This is a genomic window from Halorubrum yunnanense (assembly GCF_026586675.1).
GTDB lineage: Archaea > Halobacteriota > Halobacteria > Halobacteriales > Haloferacaceae > Halorubrum > Halorubrum yunnanense.
This window is the reverse complement of record NZ_JAODIX010000005.1, coordinates 1-15,904: the sequence shown is the minus strand read 5'-3', so window position 1 is coordinate 15,904 and position 15,904 is coordinate 1. Positions and strand designations below refer to the sequence as shown.

The following is a 15,904-nucleotide window of genomic DNA, read 5'->3' as shown; positions in this document are numbered from 1 at the left end:
GAGGCGCGGTTGCGGTGCTGTGCGGGTGGGATTCAAAGGGGCAGTCGCGAGGACGAAGGCGCGCGACGTAAGGACCGCAAGGAGCGAGCAACGCGAGCGACTGAGGACCGCAACGAGCGCACCGAGTCCTCGCGACTGGGGCTTTGGAGGAGATCGCCATCGATCTACAGTTAATCATTTATAAATGAGTGGCTGGGGCTTTGGAGGTGTTCGCCGCCGATCCGTATTCGATTACTTATAAGCGAGCGGCTGGGGCTTCAGATCTGTTCCCCACCGATCCGCTGTTAGCTATTTAAAACGTATAAACGGCACCGACACGGAAAACCAACTCCGTATTCTCGTATCACGCGTTCGCGAACGGCTCCCAACCCTCCCAGCGGAGCAGCGTCTCCGCCCGGTCCGCGTCCGCCAGCAGCACGTTCTTCCGGTCCGGGAGCGTCTCGTCCGCGAGTTCCTGGGGCAGCGCGAGCGTCCCGCTCGGCACGTCCTCGTCCCCGGCGACCGGGATGTGGCCGCCGCCGACCTTCATGACGAGGGGCGCGTCGAGCCGCTCGACGCCCTCGCCGTCCGCGTACAGCTGCTCGTTGACGTGCTCGTGGTCGGCCCGCTGGATGACGGCGCGGTCGCCGCCGTGGGGCTCGACGTACAGTTCCCCCAGGTAGTATCCGCTTGAGAATCGCTCGAACATGCTATGCATGATATCCTCTAACATGGCACTATATAAGCGTTGCCCGGCCCGCGGTCGAACCTGAGAATCGGCAATTCCGCGAATCTCGCCTCTTCGCGGCGTCGCTACTCCCCGTCGGACCGCCGCGCGACCTCGTGGCGACCGAACCCGTACCGCAGCCGGTTCGCGAGCCGCCGCGAGAAGCGGCCCTCGTTCCGCGAGTCGAACCGCTCCGCGAGCGCCTGATAGATGAGCGGTACCGGCACCTCCTGTTCGAGCGCCTCCCGGACGGTCCACGTGCCCGTCGACCCGCCAGCGACGTGGTCGGCGACGTCGCTCAGGTCGGAGCCCTCCTCGCGGAACGCCTCCTCGCACAGCTCGAGGAGCCACGACCGGATCACGGCGCCGTTGTTCCACGTGCGCGCCACGGTCTCCATGTCGAGGTCGTACCGCCCCTCGGTGAGCAGCTCGAACCCCTCGCCGTACGCCTGCATCAGCGCGTACTCCACGCCGTTGTGGACCATCTTTACGTAGTGGCCACCCCCCGACTCGCCCATCCGGTCGTGGCCGGCCGGGCCGGTCGCGACCGCGTCGAAGACGGGCACCATCGCCTCGTAGGCCCACGCCGGGCCGCCGACCATCAGCGAGAAGCCCTCCTCGGCGCTCGCCGGACCGCCAGAGGTGCCGCAGTCGAGGTAGGCGGCGTCCGTCTCCTCGGCGCGCCGGACCGACTCCTGGAACTGCGAGTTCCCCCCGTCGACGACGACGTCGTCGGCGTCGAGGTGCGGCTCCAGGTCGGCGAGGGTGGCGTCGACCGGGTCGCCGGCGGGCACCATGAGCCAGATCCGCTTGCCGCCTCCGCCACCGCCGTTCAAGCGCTCGCAGAGGTCTCCGACGGAGTTCGCGGGCTCCGCGCCGTTCTCCGCCGCGGTCGCCGTCGCCTCCGCCGAGAGGTCGAAGACGACCACGTCGTGGCCCGCGTCCATCGATCGGTTCGCGACGATCTGTCCCATCCGTCCGAGTCCGATGACGCCGAGTTCCATGCGGGAGGGGTGGCGACCGCCCGCCGTAGTGGTTCCGGTTCGGTCGGGGCGGAGGTCGTCCGTCGATCCCGGTCAAGCGGCCGCGGGCCCCGGACGTTCACTTAACCCCGAAACAAATGAAGAGACAGCAGGAGGGATCGGGGCGACGTAGCACGTGTATGTATGTCTCGAGACGACAGTAGGACGGCGGCCCCGAGGTGGGAACGATGAGTCGGACGCGGCTGCGCCTCGACCTCCCGGACGGCTCTTGGCTCGGCGAGGTCTCGCGGTCCTCTCCGGAGACGACGCTCCGCGTGACCGGGACAGTGACCGCGGACGAGGGCGACGTCACCGCGCTGACGGCGGCGGGAGTCGGCCGCGCCGCCGCCGTCGACGCGCTCCGCGACCGCGGCGACGTGGACCGGGTCGAAGTCGTCGAACGGGGGAGGAGCGAGACGGTTGCCCGCGTCGCCGCCCCCGCGCCGTCCTACGTCGCGGCCGCGCGACGCGCCGGCGTTCCCGTCGAGGGCCCGGTCGAGGTCGCGGACGGGCGGGCGACGCTGGTCGTGGTCGACGACCGCGAGCGGCTCTCCGCGTTCGGCCGCCGGCTCGCGACCGCGGGCGCCACGGTGGAATCGGCCGGGGGAAACGAGCCGGAGCCGATCCTCACCGAGGCCCAGGGCGAGCTCGTCCGGGCCGCGATCGAGGCGGGGTACTACGACACGCCGCGGGAGTGTACCCTCACCGAACTCGCCGCCGACCGCGACATCGCGAAGTCGACCTGCAGCGAGACGCTTCACCGCGCCGAAGGACAGGTGTTGCGCCGGTTCGTCGAGCGGGAGGAGCCGTTCGAGGCCGACGGTTCCGAGACCGAGTCCCCGCCCGCGGTCTCGCCCTCGTCGGTCGACGAGCCGGACGACGGCGTCGACGGCGACGCGCCGCACAGCCCCGATCGGACCGGCGTGACGGCCAGGAGGCCGTAGCCGATCGGGGCACGGACTCGTCCCCCGAGCCGCCCTACTCCCCGTCGAGCGCCTGCCACGAGAGCCGCGGGTTCCGCGCGGCGGAGACCTGGTCGATCCGGCTCGCGGCGGTCCGGCCGGGGGCCGCGTCGAGCGCCTCGTCGGTGTCGGCGTACGCGAGATTAAACGCCTCGGCGAGGTCGTCGAGCGAGGACTGCCCCTCGATCTCGGTCGGCTCCGTCAGCATCGCCTCGGGCACCATCTCGGGCCACTTCGTCGTCGGCGGGTGGACGCCGAAGTCGAGCATGCGCTTCGCGACGTCGGCGGCGTCGCGCTCGCCCGCCGTCGCCGCGAACTCGTGGTGGAAGGGCCCGTGCGGCACGTCGAGATCGATCCGTTCGGCGAGGTAGTTCGCGTTCAACACGGCTTTCGCGGCGGCGTCCGAGAGCCCCTCGTCGCCCAGGCGAGCGATGTACGCGTACGCCTTGACGAGGACGAGCCAGTTGCCGGTGAACCCGTGGACCTTCCCGATGGTGTGGTCGGGCTCGAAGCGCTCGTACCCGCTGACGTTCTCGTTCTCGCGGACCTGCGGGGCCGGGAGGAACTCCGCCAGTTCGTCGACGACGCCGACCGGGCCGGCGCCGGGGCCCCCGCCCCCGTGCGGGGTCGCGAACGTCTTGTGGACATTGTAATGCATCACGTCGAACCCCATGTCGCCCGGGCGGCCGCGGCCGAGCAGAGCGTTGAGGTTCGCCCCGTCGTAGTAGAGCAGCCCGCCCGCGTCGTGGACGATGTCGGCGATCTCCGTGATGTCGCGCTCGAAGAGCCCGACCGTGTTCGGGTTCGTGAGCATGAGCGCGGCCGTGTCGTCGCCGACGGCCGCCTCCAGCGCCTCGACGTCGACACGGCCGTCGTCACCGGAGGGGAGCTCAACCACGTCGTAGCCGGCGGTCGCGGCGGTCGCGAAGTTCGTCCCGTGGGCGGAGGCCGGGATCACGACCTCGGACCGGTCGTTGCCGTGGTGCTCGTGGTACGCCTTCGTGACGAGGATCCCCGTGAGCTCGCCGGCCGCGCCCGCCGGCGGCTGGAGGGTCACGGCGTCCATCCCGCCGATCTCGGCGAGGAACTCCTGGAGGCGGTACTGGAGCTCCAGGTTCCCCTGCGTCGACCGCTCGGAGCGGTCCGGGTGGACCGCCGCGTTCGGGTCGGCGGCGACGTCCTCGGTGAACTTGGGGTTGTACTTCATCGTGCAGCTCCCGAGGGGGTACGGCCCGGCGTCGATCGCCCAGTTCATCTGCGAGAGGCGGGTGTAGTGGCGGGCGATCTCCGGCTCGGAGGGCGCGGGGAGCGTGAGTTCGTCGCGCGTCAGGTCGTCCGGGAGCGGCGACTCGTCGGTCACGTCGACCGTCTCCTCGCCCTTCTCCGAGAGGAGCGGCTCCCGGACCTCCTCGCCGTCGCGCTCGTAGTTAGCCTGGTCGTGGATCACTCAGATCACCTCGTCGAACGCTGCGACCAGCTCGTCGGTCCGGTCCGCGTTCAGGTCGGTGACGCACACCTGCAGGAGGTGCTCGCCGACGACGTGGACGGCGAACCCCTCGGCCTCTAAGTCCTCGCCGATCGGCGCTGCCGGCTGGTCGACGCGGACGGCGAACTCCCGGACGTGGTGGCGGTCATGGACCGGTGCGGTCGCTCCCCGCACCTCGTCGAGCCGGTCGGCGAGCGCGGCCGCCTCGCGGACGCAGTCGTTCGCGAGGTCGACGAGGCCGGCCGGCCCAAGGGTCGCCGCGTGGATCGCGGCGCGGAGCGCGACCCACGCCTGGTTCGTGCAGATGTTCGAAGTCGCGCGCTCCTTGCGGATGTGCTGTTCGCGGGTCTGAAGCGTGAGCGTGAACGCGCGGTCGCCGTCGGCGTCCTCGCTCGCGCCGACGAGCCGTCCCGGCACCTGCCTGAGGAACTCGTCGCTGCAGGCGAAGATCCCGAGGCCCATCCCGTAGGCGGTCGGGAGTCCGAGCGCGCTCGCCTCGCCGACGACGACGTCGGCGCCGACGCTCGCTGGCTCCTCCAAGACCGCAAGCGAGACTACGTCGGACCCGAGGACGAACAGCGCGTCGCCGTCGGCAGCGACGTCGCCGACCGCCTCGAGACGCTCCTCAACGCAGCCGCGGACCGTCGGGTTCTCGGCGTACACCATGACGACGTCGTCGCCGACGCGGTCGGCGAGCGCGTCGACGTCGGCGTTGCCGTCGGTCGTCGGGTACGACTCGACGGTCAGGTCGGCGCCGTCGCAGTAGTTCTCCAGGACCGCTCGCTTCCCCTCGCGGAGCTGTCCGGGGACGAGGACGACGTCGCCCGAGGTCGACCGGACGCGGTCCGCGAGCGTCGCGGCCTCGCCGAGCGCGGTCGCAGCGTCGTACATCGAGCAGTTCGCGACCGGGAGCCCGGTCAGCTCCACGAGCAGCGACTGGTACTCGAACAGCGCCTGGAGGAACCCCTGCGAGATCTCCGGCTGGTACTGGGTGTAGCTCGTGAGGAACTCGGCGCGGTCGGAGAGGTGGTCGACGACGCTCGGCACGTAGTGGCCGTAGTGGCCGCGCCCGAGGAACTCGGTCAGGTCGTCGTTCCGGCCGAAGATCCGCGAGCACTCCGCGCGGATCTCTCGCTCCGTCCGCGGTTCGATCCCGAGCTCGCCGTCGAAGGCGACGTCGGGGGGGATGTCGAACAGCGCCTCCTCGTCGTCGACGCCGACCGCCGAGAGCATCGCCGCGGTCTCGTCGTCCGTGTGCGGCGCGTAGGGCGTTCCGCTCATTGGTTCGCTCCCGCGCGTCGGCTCGTTCCCGCGCGTCCGCAGTCGCTCTGTCGTCCGGTTCCGGGTCGTCCGTCGAAGGCTGGCGTGGTCATGGTGGTGTGTCCGCTCGTGGGTCCCGCGTCCGGGACCGGTTCGTTACGTGCTCCGCGCGTCGTCCGTCACGCGATCTGCGCGTCGTCGGTCGTCACGCGATCTGCGCGTCGTACTCGTCGGCGTCGAGGAGCGCCTCGGCGTCGCCGCCCTCGGTCGGGTCGACCTCGAGCATCCACCCGTCGCCGTACGGGTCCTCGTTGACCAGCTCCGGCCGGTCGAACAGCGCCTCGTTGACGGCGACGACCTCGCCCGAAACGGGGGCGTACAGGTCGGAGACGGCCTTGATCGATTCGACGACGCCGAACGGCTCGTCGGCGGCGACGTCGTCGCCGACCTCGGGGAGCTCGACGAAGACGACGTCGCCGAGTTCGTCCTGCGCGAAGTCGGAGACGCCGACGCGGACGGTGTCGCCGCCGCTCGTGGTCCACTCGTGCGATTCCAGGTACCGTAACTCGTCGGGCACTTCGAAGCTCATTGGTGAAAGGGGCCGTCGTGGGACACTCGGTCCGGCGGGCGTGGGCCGGCCGTCGCACGCCGCTTGGCCGGGCGGGCCCGCCGGACCCGTCCGTGCCGGTCGTCGACCGGCGGAATTCGCCGTCGAGAGGCAGTCCACGACACGTGTGGCTCACCCTTCCGGCGACGGGGAAATAAAAGGTATGTTCGCGGCCACCGCGGCGCCGGCCCGGCGGTCACGACCAGCGGTCGAGCCCGGTCTGGACCTGCGACTCCTCGATCCGCTCGAACCCGCGCTCGACCTCGTCGGCCGCGACGCCCCACTCGTCGACGACGTACGCGCGGGCGGCCGCCACGTCGGGGTTCACGTCGACGTCGACGTCGACGTCGGTCGCCGGCGGGTCCGCGAACAGCTCGCGGATCTCGTCGGCGTTCGGGATCTCGGCGCCCCGGGCGTCGAGGGCGCCCCACAGGTCGCCGTGCTCTTTCACCGCCTTCACCGCGGTCTTCGGTCCGACGCCGTGGACGCCCTCGTTGAAATCGGTCCCGCACAGCATCGCGACGTCGATCAGCCCCCGCCGGTCCAGCCCGAGCTCGTCGATCGTCGCCGCGAGGTCCATCAGCTCCGGGTCCCCCTTGCTGGTGAGCTGTCGGAGCGTCGTCGGGGCGCCGAACAGCAGAGTGTCGTAGTCCTCGCTGCCGGCGTGGTCGACCGTCCCGGTCGACGCCATGTGGGCGCACTGCGCCTCCCCCTCGGCCGGGGCCTCGACGATCGGCACGTCGAGCAGGCGAAGCAACTCCCGAGTGGTCTCCTGGATCGCGTCGGTGAGCCGCTGGGTGCGGGCCTCGAGCCGGGCGGCCTCCACGGCGTCGCCGCGCTCCTCGGCCGCGGCCCGTTTCGCCTCCGCCCGCTCGCGCTTCTCGCGCCGATCTGCGACCTCGTCGGCTTTTAAATCCGTCACCGCTCCGTCGAACACCATCACGGGGATCAGGTCGTGTTCGAAGAACTTCGGGAGCCCCTGCACGACGCCGATCAGGTTCGCGACCTCGACGCCGTCGGCGGTGGTGTACGCCTCGTCGGACGTCCACTTGACTGTCGTCGTGAGGTACCGGTACAGCCAGTTGTGCGCGTCGACGGCGACGACGCTCCCCTCGATCTCCTCGAAGGCGACGTCCCGGATCGCCGCGAGGTCGCGTAGGTCCGCGTTTCCCATGCCTCGATCTCTCGGCGTCGCGGCTCTTAAACCATCGACTCGCGGGCGGTGGCCCGTCACGGCGAGCGCCCCGCCGGGCCGCCTCCCCGCGCTGCCGGCTTGTGGGGCGTTTATGTGCCTCAGCCGACTACGATTCGGTAGCGAATGGTCTCGCCGTTCGAGGTGTTGGACGTCGACGAGGACGCAGACGAGGCCGCGGTCGAGCGCGCCTACCGAGACCGGGTGAAGGAAGCCCACCCGGATCAGGGCGGAACGGTCGAGGAGTTCCAGCTCGTCAGGCGCGCCTACCGCGAGATCGACGAGCGGGGCCGAAACGGCGGCGTCGACGCCGCCGACGTCGATCTGAGCGACGAGGAGGGCGACGCCGCCGAGGTGGAGCCGGTGCGCGTCGAGTTCCTCGACTACGACGCCCTCGCAGACTACGGGTGGTCGCTCGACGACGACGACCTGTTCCGGAAGGCGTCGCACGCCCACCTCGGCGCGAGCGAACACGGGCGTCTGCTCGTCCGGCCGGACGAGAGCCTGCTGGAGGCGGCCGAGAACCGCGGGTTCGGCTGGCCGTTCTCCTGTCGCGGCGGCGCCTGCGCGAACTGCGCGGTGTACCTCGTCGAGGGCGAGCTCTCCCAGCCGGCCAACCACGTCATGCCCGACGACCTCACGGAGCGAGGGTTCCGGCTCTCGTGTAACGGCTACCCGGTGAGCGACGAGCTGAAGGTCGTCTTCAACGTGAAACACCTCGCCGAGCTCGACGACCTCATCCTCCCGCCGGGACCGTTCACTCGGCGATAGTCGGGCCCGTAACCGTCGCCGCATTTATAAGAGAAACCTCAATCACGGCTATTTATTACTCTGTCAGTACACCGTTAGCTGAATGTAGGCGCTAAGTCCCACCCTCAACGGAGCGACCGAAGGGAGCGGAGTAGGATGGCGATATAGCGCCGTCATCGCCTACTCACACAGCGATACGGTTGCAGGCCCACAGGCCCACGCAAGCATTTATATTGTCGACCGCTGAACAAACGACCAAGATGGGCGTTCCGACCCGTTGGCTTCGACTCACTCGCTGTTCCGTTCGGAACGGCTCGTTCCTTGCGAAGCTGACGGACACGGACAGCGTTCAAACGCGACAAGAAGCGTGCGTTGTCCCACGGAATAGTCCCGTCGAGCAATTCGGAGTGGGACACTCCGAATCAACGTCCCCAGAAATCGAAGATTTCTGGTGTGCGAACAAATCGCACAGCAATTCGTTAACGCCTGTGGAGACTGCGCTCCCTACGGGAACCACTCCGGTTCCTGCAAAGTGCGTCATGGAAGCAGGAAGCCCCACCCCCAGCGAGCGCATCAGCGCGAGCAGGGTGGGGTAGTTCACGTGAGTCCATCAGATGAAAACTGGTGTCGTATCGAGGTCGCCGTCAGCAAAACATAAGCCTGCGTCAGCCATCTATTCAACCCCAGTAGTTGAGTTGGCTCAAGGGTATGGCCTATGAGGCGCAGACGGACACTCAGACATACCACGCCTCAGGTTGAAGATACGGCGGACTACTCACAAGTCACAGCCAAGACCGCTGTTGTTTCGGTTGAATTACTTTTAAGTGGACAGAAACGACCCGCTGTCCAGCAAAGAAATCCTAACGCTCCAGCGCGAGGACGGTGTCACCGCTTGTATAGGGAAACGCACAGCGACGATTGCGTTGTCTCGATCAGATGATTCCGCCTAACCCGACACCGGATGAACTGCTCACACCGGCGCTCACTGATCCGGAGTCATTTGACGCCGCACGAACTACTCGACTAGTCGCGCAGTTGGGGCATGACGACCACGAGATTCGGCGCGCCGCATCATGGGCGACCCGGTTCGTTATCGTGGAGACGCCATCGCTTGCAGACCACTGTACCGGGCAATTCCGTCGGGTACTCCGTGATGCCGACGCTCAGTCGGACGTCCTCCGGACGCTTTCGGTCATCGGCGAATACAACCCCGAGGCCGTTACTGAGATTATTAACGGAGCGATCGAAGAAGAAACAATCGATCAGCTCGTCGGACGTTATATCGTTGCCGGCTACCGGCCGCCGGAGTTCGGATCCGATGGGACGGTCATCAGTGACGAGGGAGATGAAACGGATCCAGAAGTCGAGGCAATCGATACAGAAGCGGATAAAGGGCTTCATGAACCCGACGACCGGGAGTCTGGCTCCGGCGTGGAGCCGGATAGCCCGATCGGTCGTCCACCTTCCGATCCACCGTCGAAGCCACCGCGGCTCGATCGATCGCTGACCGCGTACGAACCGGTCGTGTCGGAGACAAAAATTGGAGGGGGATTAGATGTCGTAGTCCAGGTCTCCGTAGACGGTCGAGAATTTACCGGGACTCGACGTAGATCAGAAGCGATCGATGGTGCCGACTATGACGCGTTCCGGAGTGCTGTGAACCGATGGTGTCGGATCGACGACCACGATACAGTCGCCACCGTTATCGATCATGGCACTAGGCCGACACCGTGGCTCATTACCGAGCGGAGCGTCACCGGATCACTCGCAGACCGGAACACGCCGCTATCGCCGCCGGAAGCGCGGTGGGTGTTGTGCCGGATCGCCGACGCGCTCTCGTACGCACACGCCACCGGGGTCTTACACGGTGGCCTTCACCCGGGCGCAGTCACGTTTGTGGAAGCCGTCGAAGAGGCCGACACGTGGAAGTACCCTCGGATTGACGACTGGCAGCTCGGCAATTTGTTCAGCTCGACGGATTCTCACACCAGCGTTCCGCGTCGGTACGCCGCGCCGGAACACGTCTCGCCCGACCGGTTTGGAGGTGTCGACACCGCGAGCGATATGTACGGGGCTGGAGCCATCGGATATGAGTTGCTAACCGGCCGCCCACCGGCCCGTGATAGCGGGGAGATCCGCCCTGTGACAGCAGTCGCTCCCGACGTGCCTGAAGAACTGTCGACGACCCTGATAAAGTGCCTCAGGACGGCAAAAATGGAACGATACGCGTCTGCTGCGGCGCTCAAACGCGACTTAGTGGCGGCGGGAGACAGATGAGCGATACGGGTCTCGTGGGCGTGATTAGCTCTGTGGCTAGCGTTTCTGGGTTCCAAAACGTGATAGGCGCTGTATCTGGACTTGCAACCACGTCGCCCGGTGTCTCTGGGACCGGAGTCACCCGGTTCGTTGCGGCGGTACTCGTGTTAGTCGCCTGTCTCGGGACAACATGGTATGCGCTCGCAAACGCGAGACACGAGACACACGACACGCTCGTGTGGCGGTATGTCGCCCTGTCGACGACAGTCGGCGGCGTCTACGCAGTGCTGCTGATTACTGAGCTGGTTACGCCGAACGCCGGAACGGTAGTTAGGGCGTTCAGGCTGCTCGCACAACTATTCTTCGTGGTATTCCTTGCGTTGTCGCTACGGGAACTGTACTACGCACAACCGGTGACTCCTAACGAAGGCGACCGGTTATCCCTCTCAACAGCACGCCGGATCGAAACCGGGTTTATTTTACTTATACTGGTACAGTTCCCAGTTGTTGTCCTGATCGCCCCGACAGGAATCGGACAGGCGATCCTCGGACTCGCAGCTGCCGCGTTTACGATTTATGGTGTTTCGTTCGGGCAGGCGATCCGTACCCGTCGACTCACCCACGGTACTGTGCTCGATGTCACTGTCACGTACACAATTGCCGTCATCCTCAGCGTTGGCGCAGTGGCTATTACCCAAAGCGCGGTCGTCCTTGCAGCTCCTCAATCCGCTGTCGACGGGGCTGTCAACGTGCTCTTAGTCATGGTCGGAACGTTTCTCATCAGCCTGATAATTCGCCTGAAACGCAGCGCAGATGCGGCCAGTGGGGCGGCTGGCTGAGGCGGGCAACAGCTACTGGCACTGTCGGCGTCGAACACCGCAACAGTGGCTGGGTCGGTAGTGCCGAATTCGGCTTCGTACTCCGTCCGTCGTTGTTCAAGCGCTTCGACACGGTCGATGATCGCATCGATAGAAAGGTCGGTGGCGATCCGACTCGCCTCTTGCCATTCGAGATAGGCTTTATATCGCTCGTACGTGGCCGGGCGACTGTCACGACCAGCGCGGGCGATACCCATCTCCGCGAGGCGATCGAGGTGCTTTTTTGCTGCGTTCGGAGAGCAGTTTGCGAGCTCTGCGACCCCCGTGTACGTCGTCGGTGACGTGAGACCGAGGACCACATCGCAGACGCGGCCGAACGTATCGGTTCCGTCCTGCCACCGTGGAGTCCCCGTCGCTGGATCAGGACCCGGATCGAACTCGCTCATGGAAGCTTCTACGGAAGGTGTGTCAATATATTTTGTATCGATCAAATATCTGTGAGTCTGGTGTGAGATGCGTTCCCCCGCCACTCGGACAGGACACGCCGGTCGTTATGTCGACTCCCGCTGTCTCTCCGCGGCAGACGGATCACATGTCGGTATCCGCCAGCGCAACTGATGTATCAGATACACGCAACGGTCGGTTTATTATCCCCGATTTGTAATCATGCGTAATGACAGTGTTCACCGTCGACCAGCGCGATTACGCTGCGCGTGCAGAGGCGGTCGCTGAGGAGTTCACGGACGACGCGTACACGTGGGAGGGATCGGTGCCGTGGGAGAACCTCCAACGACTGGCCGAGAAGGACCTTTACTGTCCATCCATCTCAGAGGAATACGGCGGGCAGGGACGGTCTGACTTGGCGGCCCTGCTGCTGATCGAGGCGGTCGGCCGCGCGTGTCCGGACACCGGGTGGTTCACCTACATGCAAAGCATGGTCGGGCCGCGAGCAATCGACCTGTTCGGATCCGAGGCCGTGAAGTCCGAGTACCTGCCGGCAGTGACCGCTGGCGAGAGCTTCGTCTCCATCGCGATCTCCGAGCCCCAGGCGGGATCGGACGTGAATAACATGTCGACGACCGTCACCGAAGAAGACGGAACACTGGTGTGTAACGGAGAGAAAACATGGGTCGGCGGTGTTCCCTTCGGGGATGCGGCAGTCACGTGGGTCCGGTTTCCGGAGGGGCTCGGCTCGGTCGTGATCCCGTACGATGACGACGGCGTCGAGATTGAAGAGGTGTACACGAATATGGCCGGCTACGCGCAGACCCGGTTCAGCATCAACGACGTCGTGATTCCGGACGACCACGTCCTCACTCGCGGAAAAGACGCGTTCAAGCGCCAGCTGATCTCGCTCAATTGGGAGCGGCTCGGTAGCTCGGCACTCACCGTTGCTTGGGCCGCGACGGCACTCGATCGCGCCTTAGCGTACGCGAGCGAGCGCGAGCAGTTCGAACAGAAGCTTGATGAGTTCCAAGGGATCGAATGGAAGATCGCAGAGATGTATCGGAACGTCGAGACGGCTGCGTCCCTTATTTACGGCTGTGCCGCCGGCGCGCAGGGGCACGAGGAGCCTCCGTCTCGCCTCCGCACCTCGACCGCCAAGCTTCACTGTTCGCAAATCGCCGAAGAAGTCGTCAGCGAAGCCGTTCAGGTTGTCGGTGCCCGAGCGTACCAGCAAGGTCACCCGCTCGAGTATCTCTACCGGTTCGCACGGAGCCGCCGAATCGCCGCCGGCACTGACGAGATGCAGCTGAATACCATCGCTCGTGCGCTGAAAGCCGATGGTCTGCCGGCGGTGTCCGAACGGTAGGCGTCGTTCCGCCGGCTCCCGGCTCAGTCCTCGGTCGGTCGATCGTATTCTGGCTCCCGATTGTCGTTGAACGCCGCCACTGCCTCGGTGTGTTCCGGATCGACGACGCACTCCCACTGGAAGGCCGCCGCTTCTCGACAGTACTCGTCAAAACTCCGCTGCGGATCGATGAGTCGGTTAGTGTGTTGCACCGCCGTCGCAGGCTTATCGCGAATCTCCGCGGCAAGCTCGCCCGCCGCCTCAAGTGCGTCGTCGGCCAACTCGACGGCGAGCCCGATATCAACCGCATCCCCGGGGGTGATATCTCGTCCTGTCAGGAGATATTCGCGGGCCTTCGACTCCCCGACGAGCCGCGGTAGGAGCCACGCGCCGCCGTCACCGGGAACGAGTCCGACGTTGACGAACCCCTCGCGCATGACGCCGCCTTCGCCGACGACGCGCAGGTCACACGCCAGCGCGAAATCGCAACCCGCGCCGATGGCCGGGCCGTTAACCGCCGCGACAGACGGCGTCGCCATCGTCCGGAGCTTCCAGACAAACTGCTGGATCAGCCAGAGGAACGCGCCGTACTCCTCCGGCGATTGTGTGTCCCAGTTCGGCATGTCGGTCGTATCGGCACCCGAGCAAAACCCCGCCCCCGAACCCGTCAGTACCACGGCGTACACGTTGTCGTCCGCCTCTGCGGTCCGAGCGGCTTCGTTAAGTTCGAGGATCGTATCGCGTGTGAACGCATTGTACACGTCCGGGCGCTCAATCGTGATCGTCGCGATCCCGCCGGTCACCGCGTAGCTGATATCGTCGTATCTGGTCATGAGTTCAGGTCTCCCGACTTCGGACAAATAGGTATGGGTCGCGGACAAGATCACTCGCTGTTCGGATATTACTAACCGGACCAGTCACGCGATCTCGTCAACAACGAGTTCGCGGCATCGTTTGCCCGCAATAAAGACGAATCCATTTCCCCTGTGACGGCGAATGAACGGTATGGCACAGGCACGACTCAACGTTGATCTCCCGGATGGACCGTGGGTTGGTGAGATCTCTCGGGCGTTCCCGGAGGCGCGGATCCAGGTACTTACTGCGACCCCCGGAGACGGTGCGGGGTTCGCGCTCGTGAAGATCACCGCTGGCGACATCGACGGGATTCTGGACGCGATAGACGCTCACGACACGATCGAGGAAGTGTCGGTAATGGCGTTGAGCGAGGGGGTCGTCACCGTTCAGGTTGAGGCGCGCGCACCGCTGTTGATGGCGGCCGCACAGCAAGCTGGCATCCCGATCGAGATGCCCGTCGAGATAGAGGACGGAGTGGCTCGGATCGATGTCACTGGCGCCCACGAGCGCGTTGCCGACTTCGGGAATATGCTCCAAGCCGTCGGCGCGGAGTTTGACGTCAAGTACGTTCAGCAACGAGTGAATCCGGGTGAATCGCTCACTGAACGGCAGCGAGAAGTGTTGTTCGAAGCGGTCGAACGCGGCTACTACGACGTACCACGTACCTGTACGCTAACGGAGGTCGCTGAACACGTCGGAATCGCGAAATCCACGTGCAGCGAGACCCTCCAACGCGTCGAACGAACAATCGTCCGGGAATTCGTCGACGATCTCCCCCGAAATCCGATCGAGGTCGGCCCCAGTGTGGGAACCGATACGTAAGTCGACGGTATCACCAATTTGTGGCAAGCTGGGGCCGATTGGGACTACTCCTGCGACATCTGACCGGATCCTCTGGGAGGCGAGACTTGACCTCCTCCCCGTGGTAAACGACGGGGCTTCCCACGGTACCGTACCGCCGGGTTGGGATATTTGCTGGTTGACGACTCGTCGGCATGACGAGCCGATGGCGTTCACGAGAACGCTGTTCTCGTGCAGCCCATCAGAAGTCGAAGATTTCTGAGGACGGGGCCACACCGCCGTTACTCCTCTCCCTCGGCAGGGGGACTCGGAGGTATCTTGACCGAGACACCACAGCGGTTCGAGAGGGTGTCTCAAACGGTCTGATTCTCGGAGTCCCGATATTGTGCAGTTAGGTAGCGGTGAAACCGCCTCGGTGTTCGTCATGCCACCACGTGACGCTACATAAATATCCGCATCAGCGTCAGAACGTGGTCTGTAGAGGACTTGTCCGATTCACTCCCGCCGTAAACGGCGGGATTCGCTCCTCGAAGAAAGATAGGTTTCACCGCGTGAACGCGGTCGTGGATCTGTGAGCTCGCCCAGATTGTACTGGTGTGTGTCGTCTCCTACATCCACCGCCTTTTCAAACAGTAACTGTTCAACTTTCACAGCGATTCAACACGGTCTCAGAGATTATTTCTGAGAACATGTTCGGCGTTAAACGACGTAATCGCCAGTTGGTGGGGACCTGATTGTGGTTATATCTCGCTTGGGGTCGAACCTGCAGATAGAGAAGTGACTGAATATGACAGACACCACTGTTCCAACAACCACACGCCGCCGTGTGCTTCAAGCACTGGGCGTCGGTGGAACCGCCGCACTCGCGGGTTGTGACGCTCCTACCGCAGAGAACCAAGGTACAACGCCAACTCCCCCATCTATGAACCCCGCAAAAGAAACGGACGTGGATCGTATCGCTGCAAACCCGACCGATATCCCCGACCCCATCAGCCGATCCCAACCGAAAACGGTTAGCGAACACATGACGACGAAAGAGCTCGTCGCCGAAGTCGAACCGGGCGTGACGCACACGTACATGACGTTTGACGGGCAGATTCCGGGACCGATGGTTCGAGTTCGGCAAGGCGACACTGTCGAATTCACTATCACTAACGACGAGTCGAACTCGATGCCGCACAACATCGACCTGCACGCTGTTCGAGGGCCTGGAGGAGGCGCCGAAGCCTCGATGGTAGCGCCGGGTGAAACGGCCACGTTCAACTTCAAATGCCTTGTTTTGCCGCCTAGTGACGACGGTCTGGGACGCTCTTACTGTAATATTCCACCAGATTAACCCGGAAATGGACGCCGTCTGGCGATATGGCATCGCTCAGACGGCTTGCTTGGATGTGTCG

At 65.0% G+C, this 15,904-nt stretch carries 14 protein-coding genes and 1 pseudogene; 7 read left to right on the top strand and 8 right to left on the bottom strand.

Features of this window, described 5'->3' with window-relative positions; genetic code table 11:
- Positions 1–343: 343 nt before the first annotated feature.
- The gene (locus N5096_RS01220; RefSeq protein ID WP_267662546.1) at positions 344–688 is read right to left on the bottom strand and encodes a DUF5802 family protein; all 345 of its coding nucleotides are present in this window, start codon (positions 686–688) and stop codon (positions 344–346) included.
- Between the two features lie 104 nt (positions 689–792).
- The gene (locus tag N5096_RS01215) at positions 793–1,710 is read right to left on the bottom strand and encodes a decarboxylating 6-phosphogluconate dehydrogenase (protein ID WP_267662520.1); all 918 of its coding nucleotides are present in this window, start codon (positions 1,708–1,710) and stop codon (positions 793–795) included.
- Between the two features lie 206 nt (positions 1,711–1,916).
- On the opposite strand from N5096_RS01215, the gene N5096_RS01210 reads away from it, so the two are divergent.
- Positions 1,917–2,672, top strand: coding sequence for a helix-turn-helix domain-containing protein (locus N5096_RS01210; RefSeq protein ID WP_267662519.1), 756 nt, complete (start codon positions 1,917–1,919; stop codon positions 2,670–2,672).
- Positions 2,673–2,706: 34 nt separating this feature from the next.
- On the opposite strand, the gene gcvPB is transcribed toward N5096_RS01210, so the two are convergent.
- The 4 genes from gcvPB to fen all read right to left on the bottom strand — a co-directional run bounded on the left by gcvPB (position 2,707) and on the right by fen (position 7,217).
- Positions 2,707–4,137 (bottom strand): aminomethyl-transferring glycine dehydrogenase subunit GcvPB, encoded by a 1,431-nt coding sequence (gene gcvPB, locus N5096_RS01205; RefSeq protein ID WP_267662518.1) that lies wholly within the window; start codon positions 4,135–4,137, stop codon positions 2,707–2,709.
- Positions 4,138–5,457 carry an aminomethyl-transferring glycine dehydrogenase subunit GcvPA gene (gene gcvPA, locus N5096_RS01200; RefSeq protein ID WP_267662517.1) on the bottom strand — a complete coding sequence of 440 codons (1,320 nt, stop codon included), beginning with the start codon at positions 5,455–5,457 and terminating at the stop codon, positions 4,138–4,140.
- Positions 5,458–5,641: 184 nt separating this feature from the next.
- The gene (gene gcvH, locus N5096_RS01195; protein ID WP_267662516.1) at positions 5,642–6,025 is read right to left on the bottom strand and encodes a glycine cleavage system protein GcvH; all 384 of its coding nucleotides are present in this window, start codon (positions 6,023–6,025) and stop codon (positions 5,642–5,644) included.
- A 214-nt stretch (positions 6,026–6,239) separates the two neighbouring features.
- Positions 6,240–7,217, bottom strand: a complete 978-nt coding sequence (fen, locus tag N5096_RS01190; protein WP_267662515.1) for a flap endonuclease-1 — start codon at positions 7,215–7,217, stop codon at positions 6,240–6,242.
- Positions 7,218–7,361: 144 nt separating this feature from the next.
- Between fen and fer the strand changes: the two genes are divergently transcribed.
- From fer to N5096_RS01175, 3 genes are all read left to right on the top strand, one after another.
- On the top strand, positions 7,362–8,006 hold the full coding sequence (gene fer / locus N5096_RS01185) for a ferredoxin Fer (RefSeq protein WP_267662514.1): 645 nt from the start codon (positions 7,362–7,364) through the stop codon (positions 8,004–8,006).
- A gap of 915 nt (positions 8,007–8,921) precedes the next feature.
- Positions 8,922–10,262 (top strand): protein kinase domain-containing protein, encoded by a 1,341-nt coding sequence (locus N5096_RS01180; protein WP_267662513.1) that lies wholly within the window; start codon positions 8,922–8,924, stop codon positions 10,260–10,262.
- On the top strand, positions 10,259–11,080 hold the full coding sequence (locus tag N5096_RS01175) for a hypothetical protein (protein WP_267662512.1): 822 nt from the start codon (positions 10,259–10,261) through the stop codon (positions 11,078–11,080). The genes N5096_RS01180 and N5096_RS01175 overlap by 4 nt, the downstream gene beginning before the upstream one ends.
- Here the strand turns inward: N5096_RS01175 and N5096_RS01170 are convergent.
- Positions 10,963–11,505, bottom strand: coding sequence for a DUF7342 family protein (locus N5096_RS01170; protein WP_267662511.1), 543 nt, complete (start codon positions 11,503–11,505; stop codon positions 10,963–10,965). The two genes, N5096_RS01175 and N5096_RS01170, sit on opposite strands and share 118 nt — an antisense overlap.
- Positions 11,506–11,732: 227 nt before the next feature.
- Here N5096_RS01170 and N5096_RS01165 point away from each other — a divergent pair, with 227 nt between their 5' ends.
- On the top strand, positions 11,733–12,872 hold the full coding sequence (locus N5096_RS01165) for an acyl-CoA dehydrogenase family protein (protein WP_267662510.1): 1,140 nt from the start codon (positions 11,733–11,735) through the stop codon (positions 12,870–12,872).
- Between the two features lie 23 nt (positions 12,873–12,895).
- Here N5096_RS01165 and N5096_RS01160 read toward each other — a convergent pair whose 3' ends face one another.
- Entirely contained in the window at positions 12,896–13,711 is an 816-nt protein-coding gene (locus N5096_RS01160) for an enoyl-CoA hydratase/isomerase family protein (protein WP_267662509.1), read from the bottom strand.
- 145 nt (positions 13,712–13,856) lie between these two features.
- Between N5096_RS01160 and N5096_RS01155 the strand changes: the two genes are divergently transcribed.
- Together N5096_RS01155 and N5096_RS16290 are read left to right on the top strand one after the other, a co-directional pair.
- On the top strand, positions 13,857–14,528 hold the full coding sequence (locus N5096_RS01155; protein ID WP_267662508.1) for a helix-turn-helix domain-containing protein: 672 nt from the start codon (positions 13,857–13,859) through the stop codon (positions 14,526–14,528).
- Positions 14,529–15,294: 766 nt separating this feature from the next.
- A pseudogene (locus N5096_RS16290) lies at positions 15,295–15,777 on the top strand (multicopper oxidase domain-containing protein); the annotation flags it as partial.
- Between the last annotated feature and the right edge of the window lie 127 nt (positions 15,778–15,904).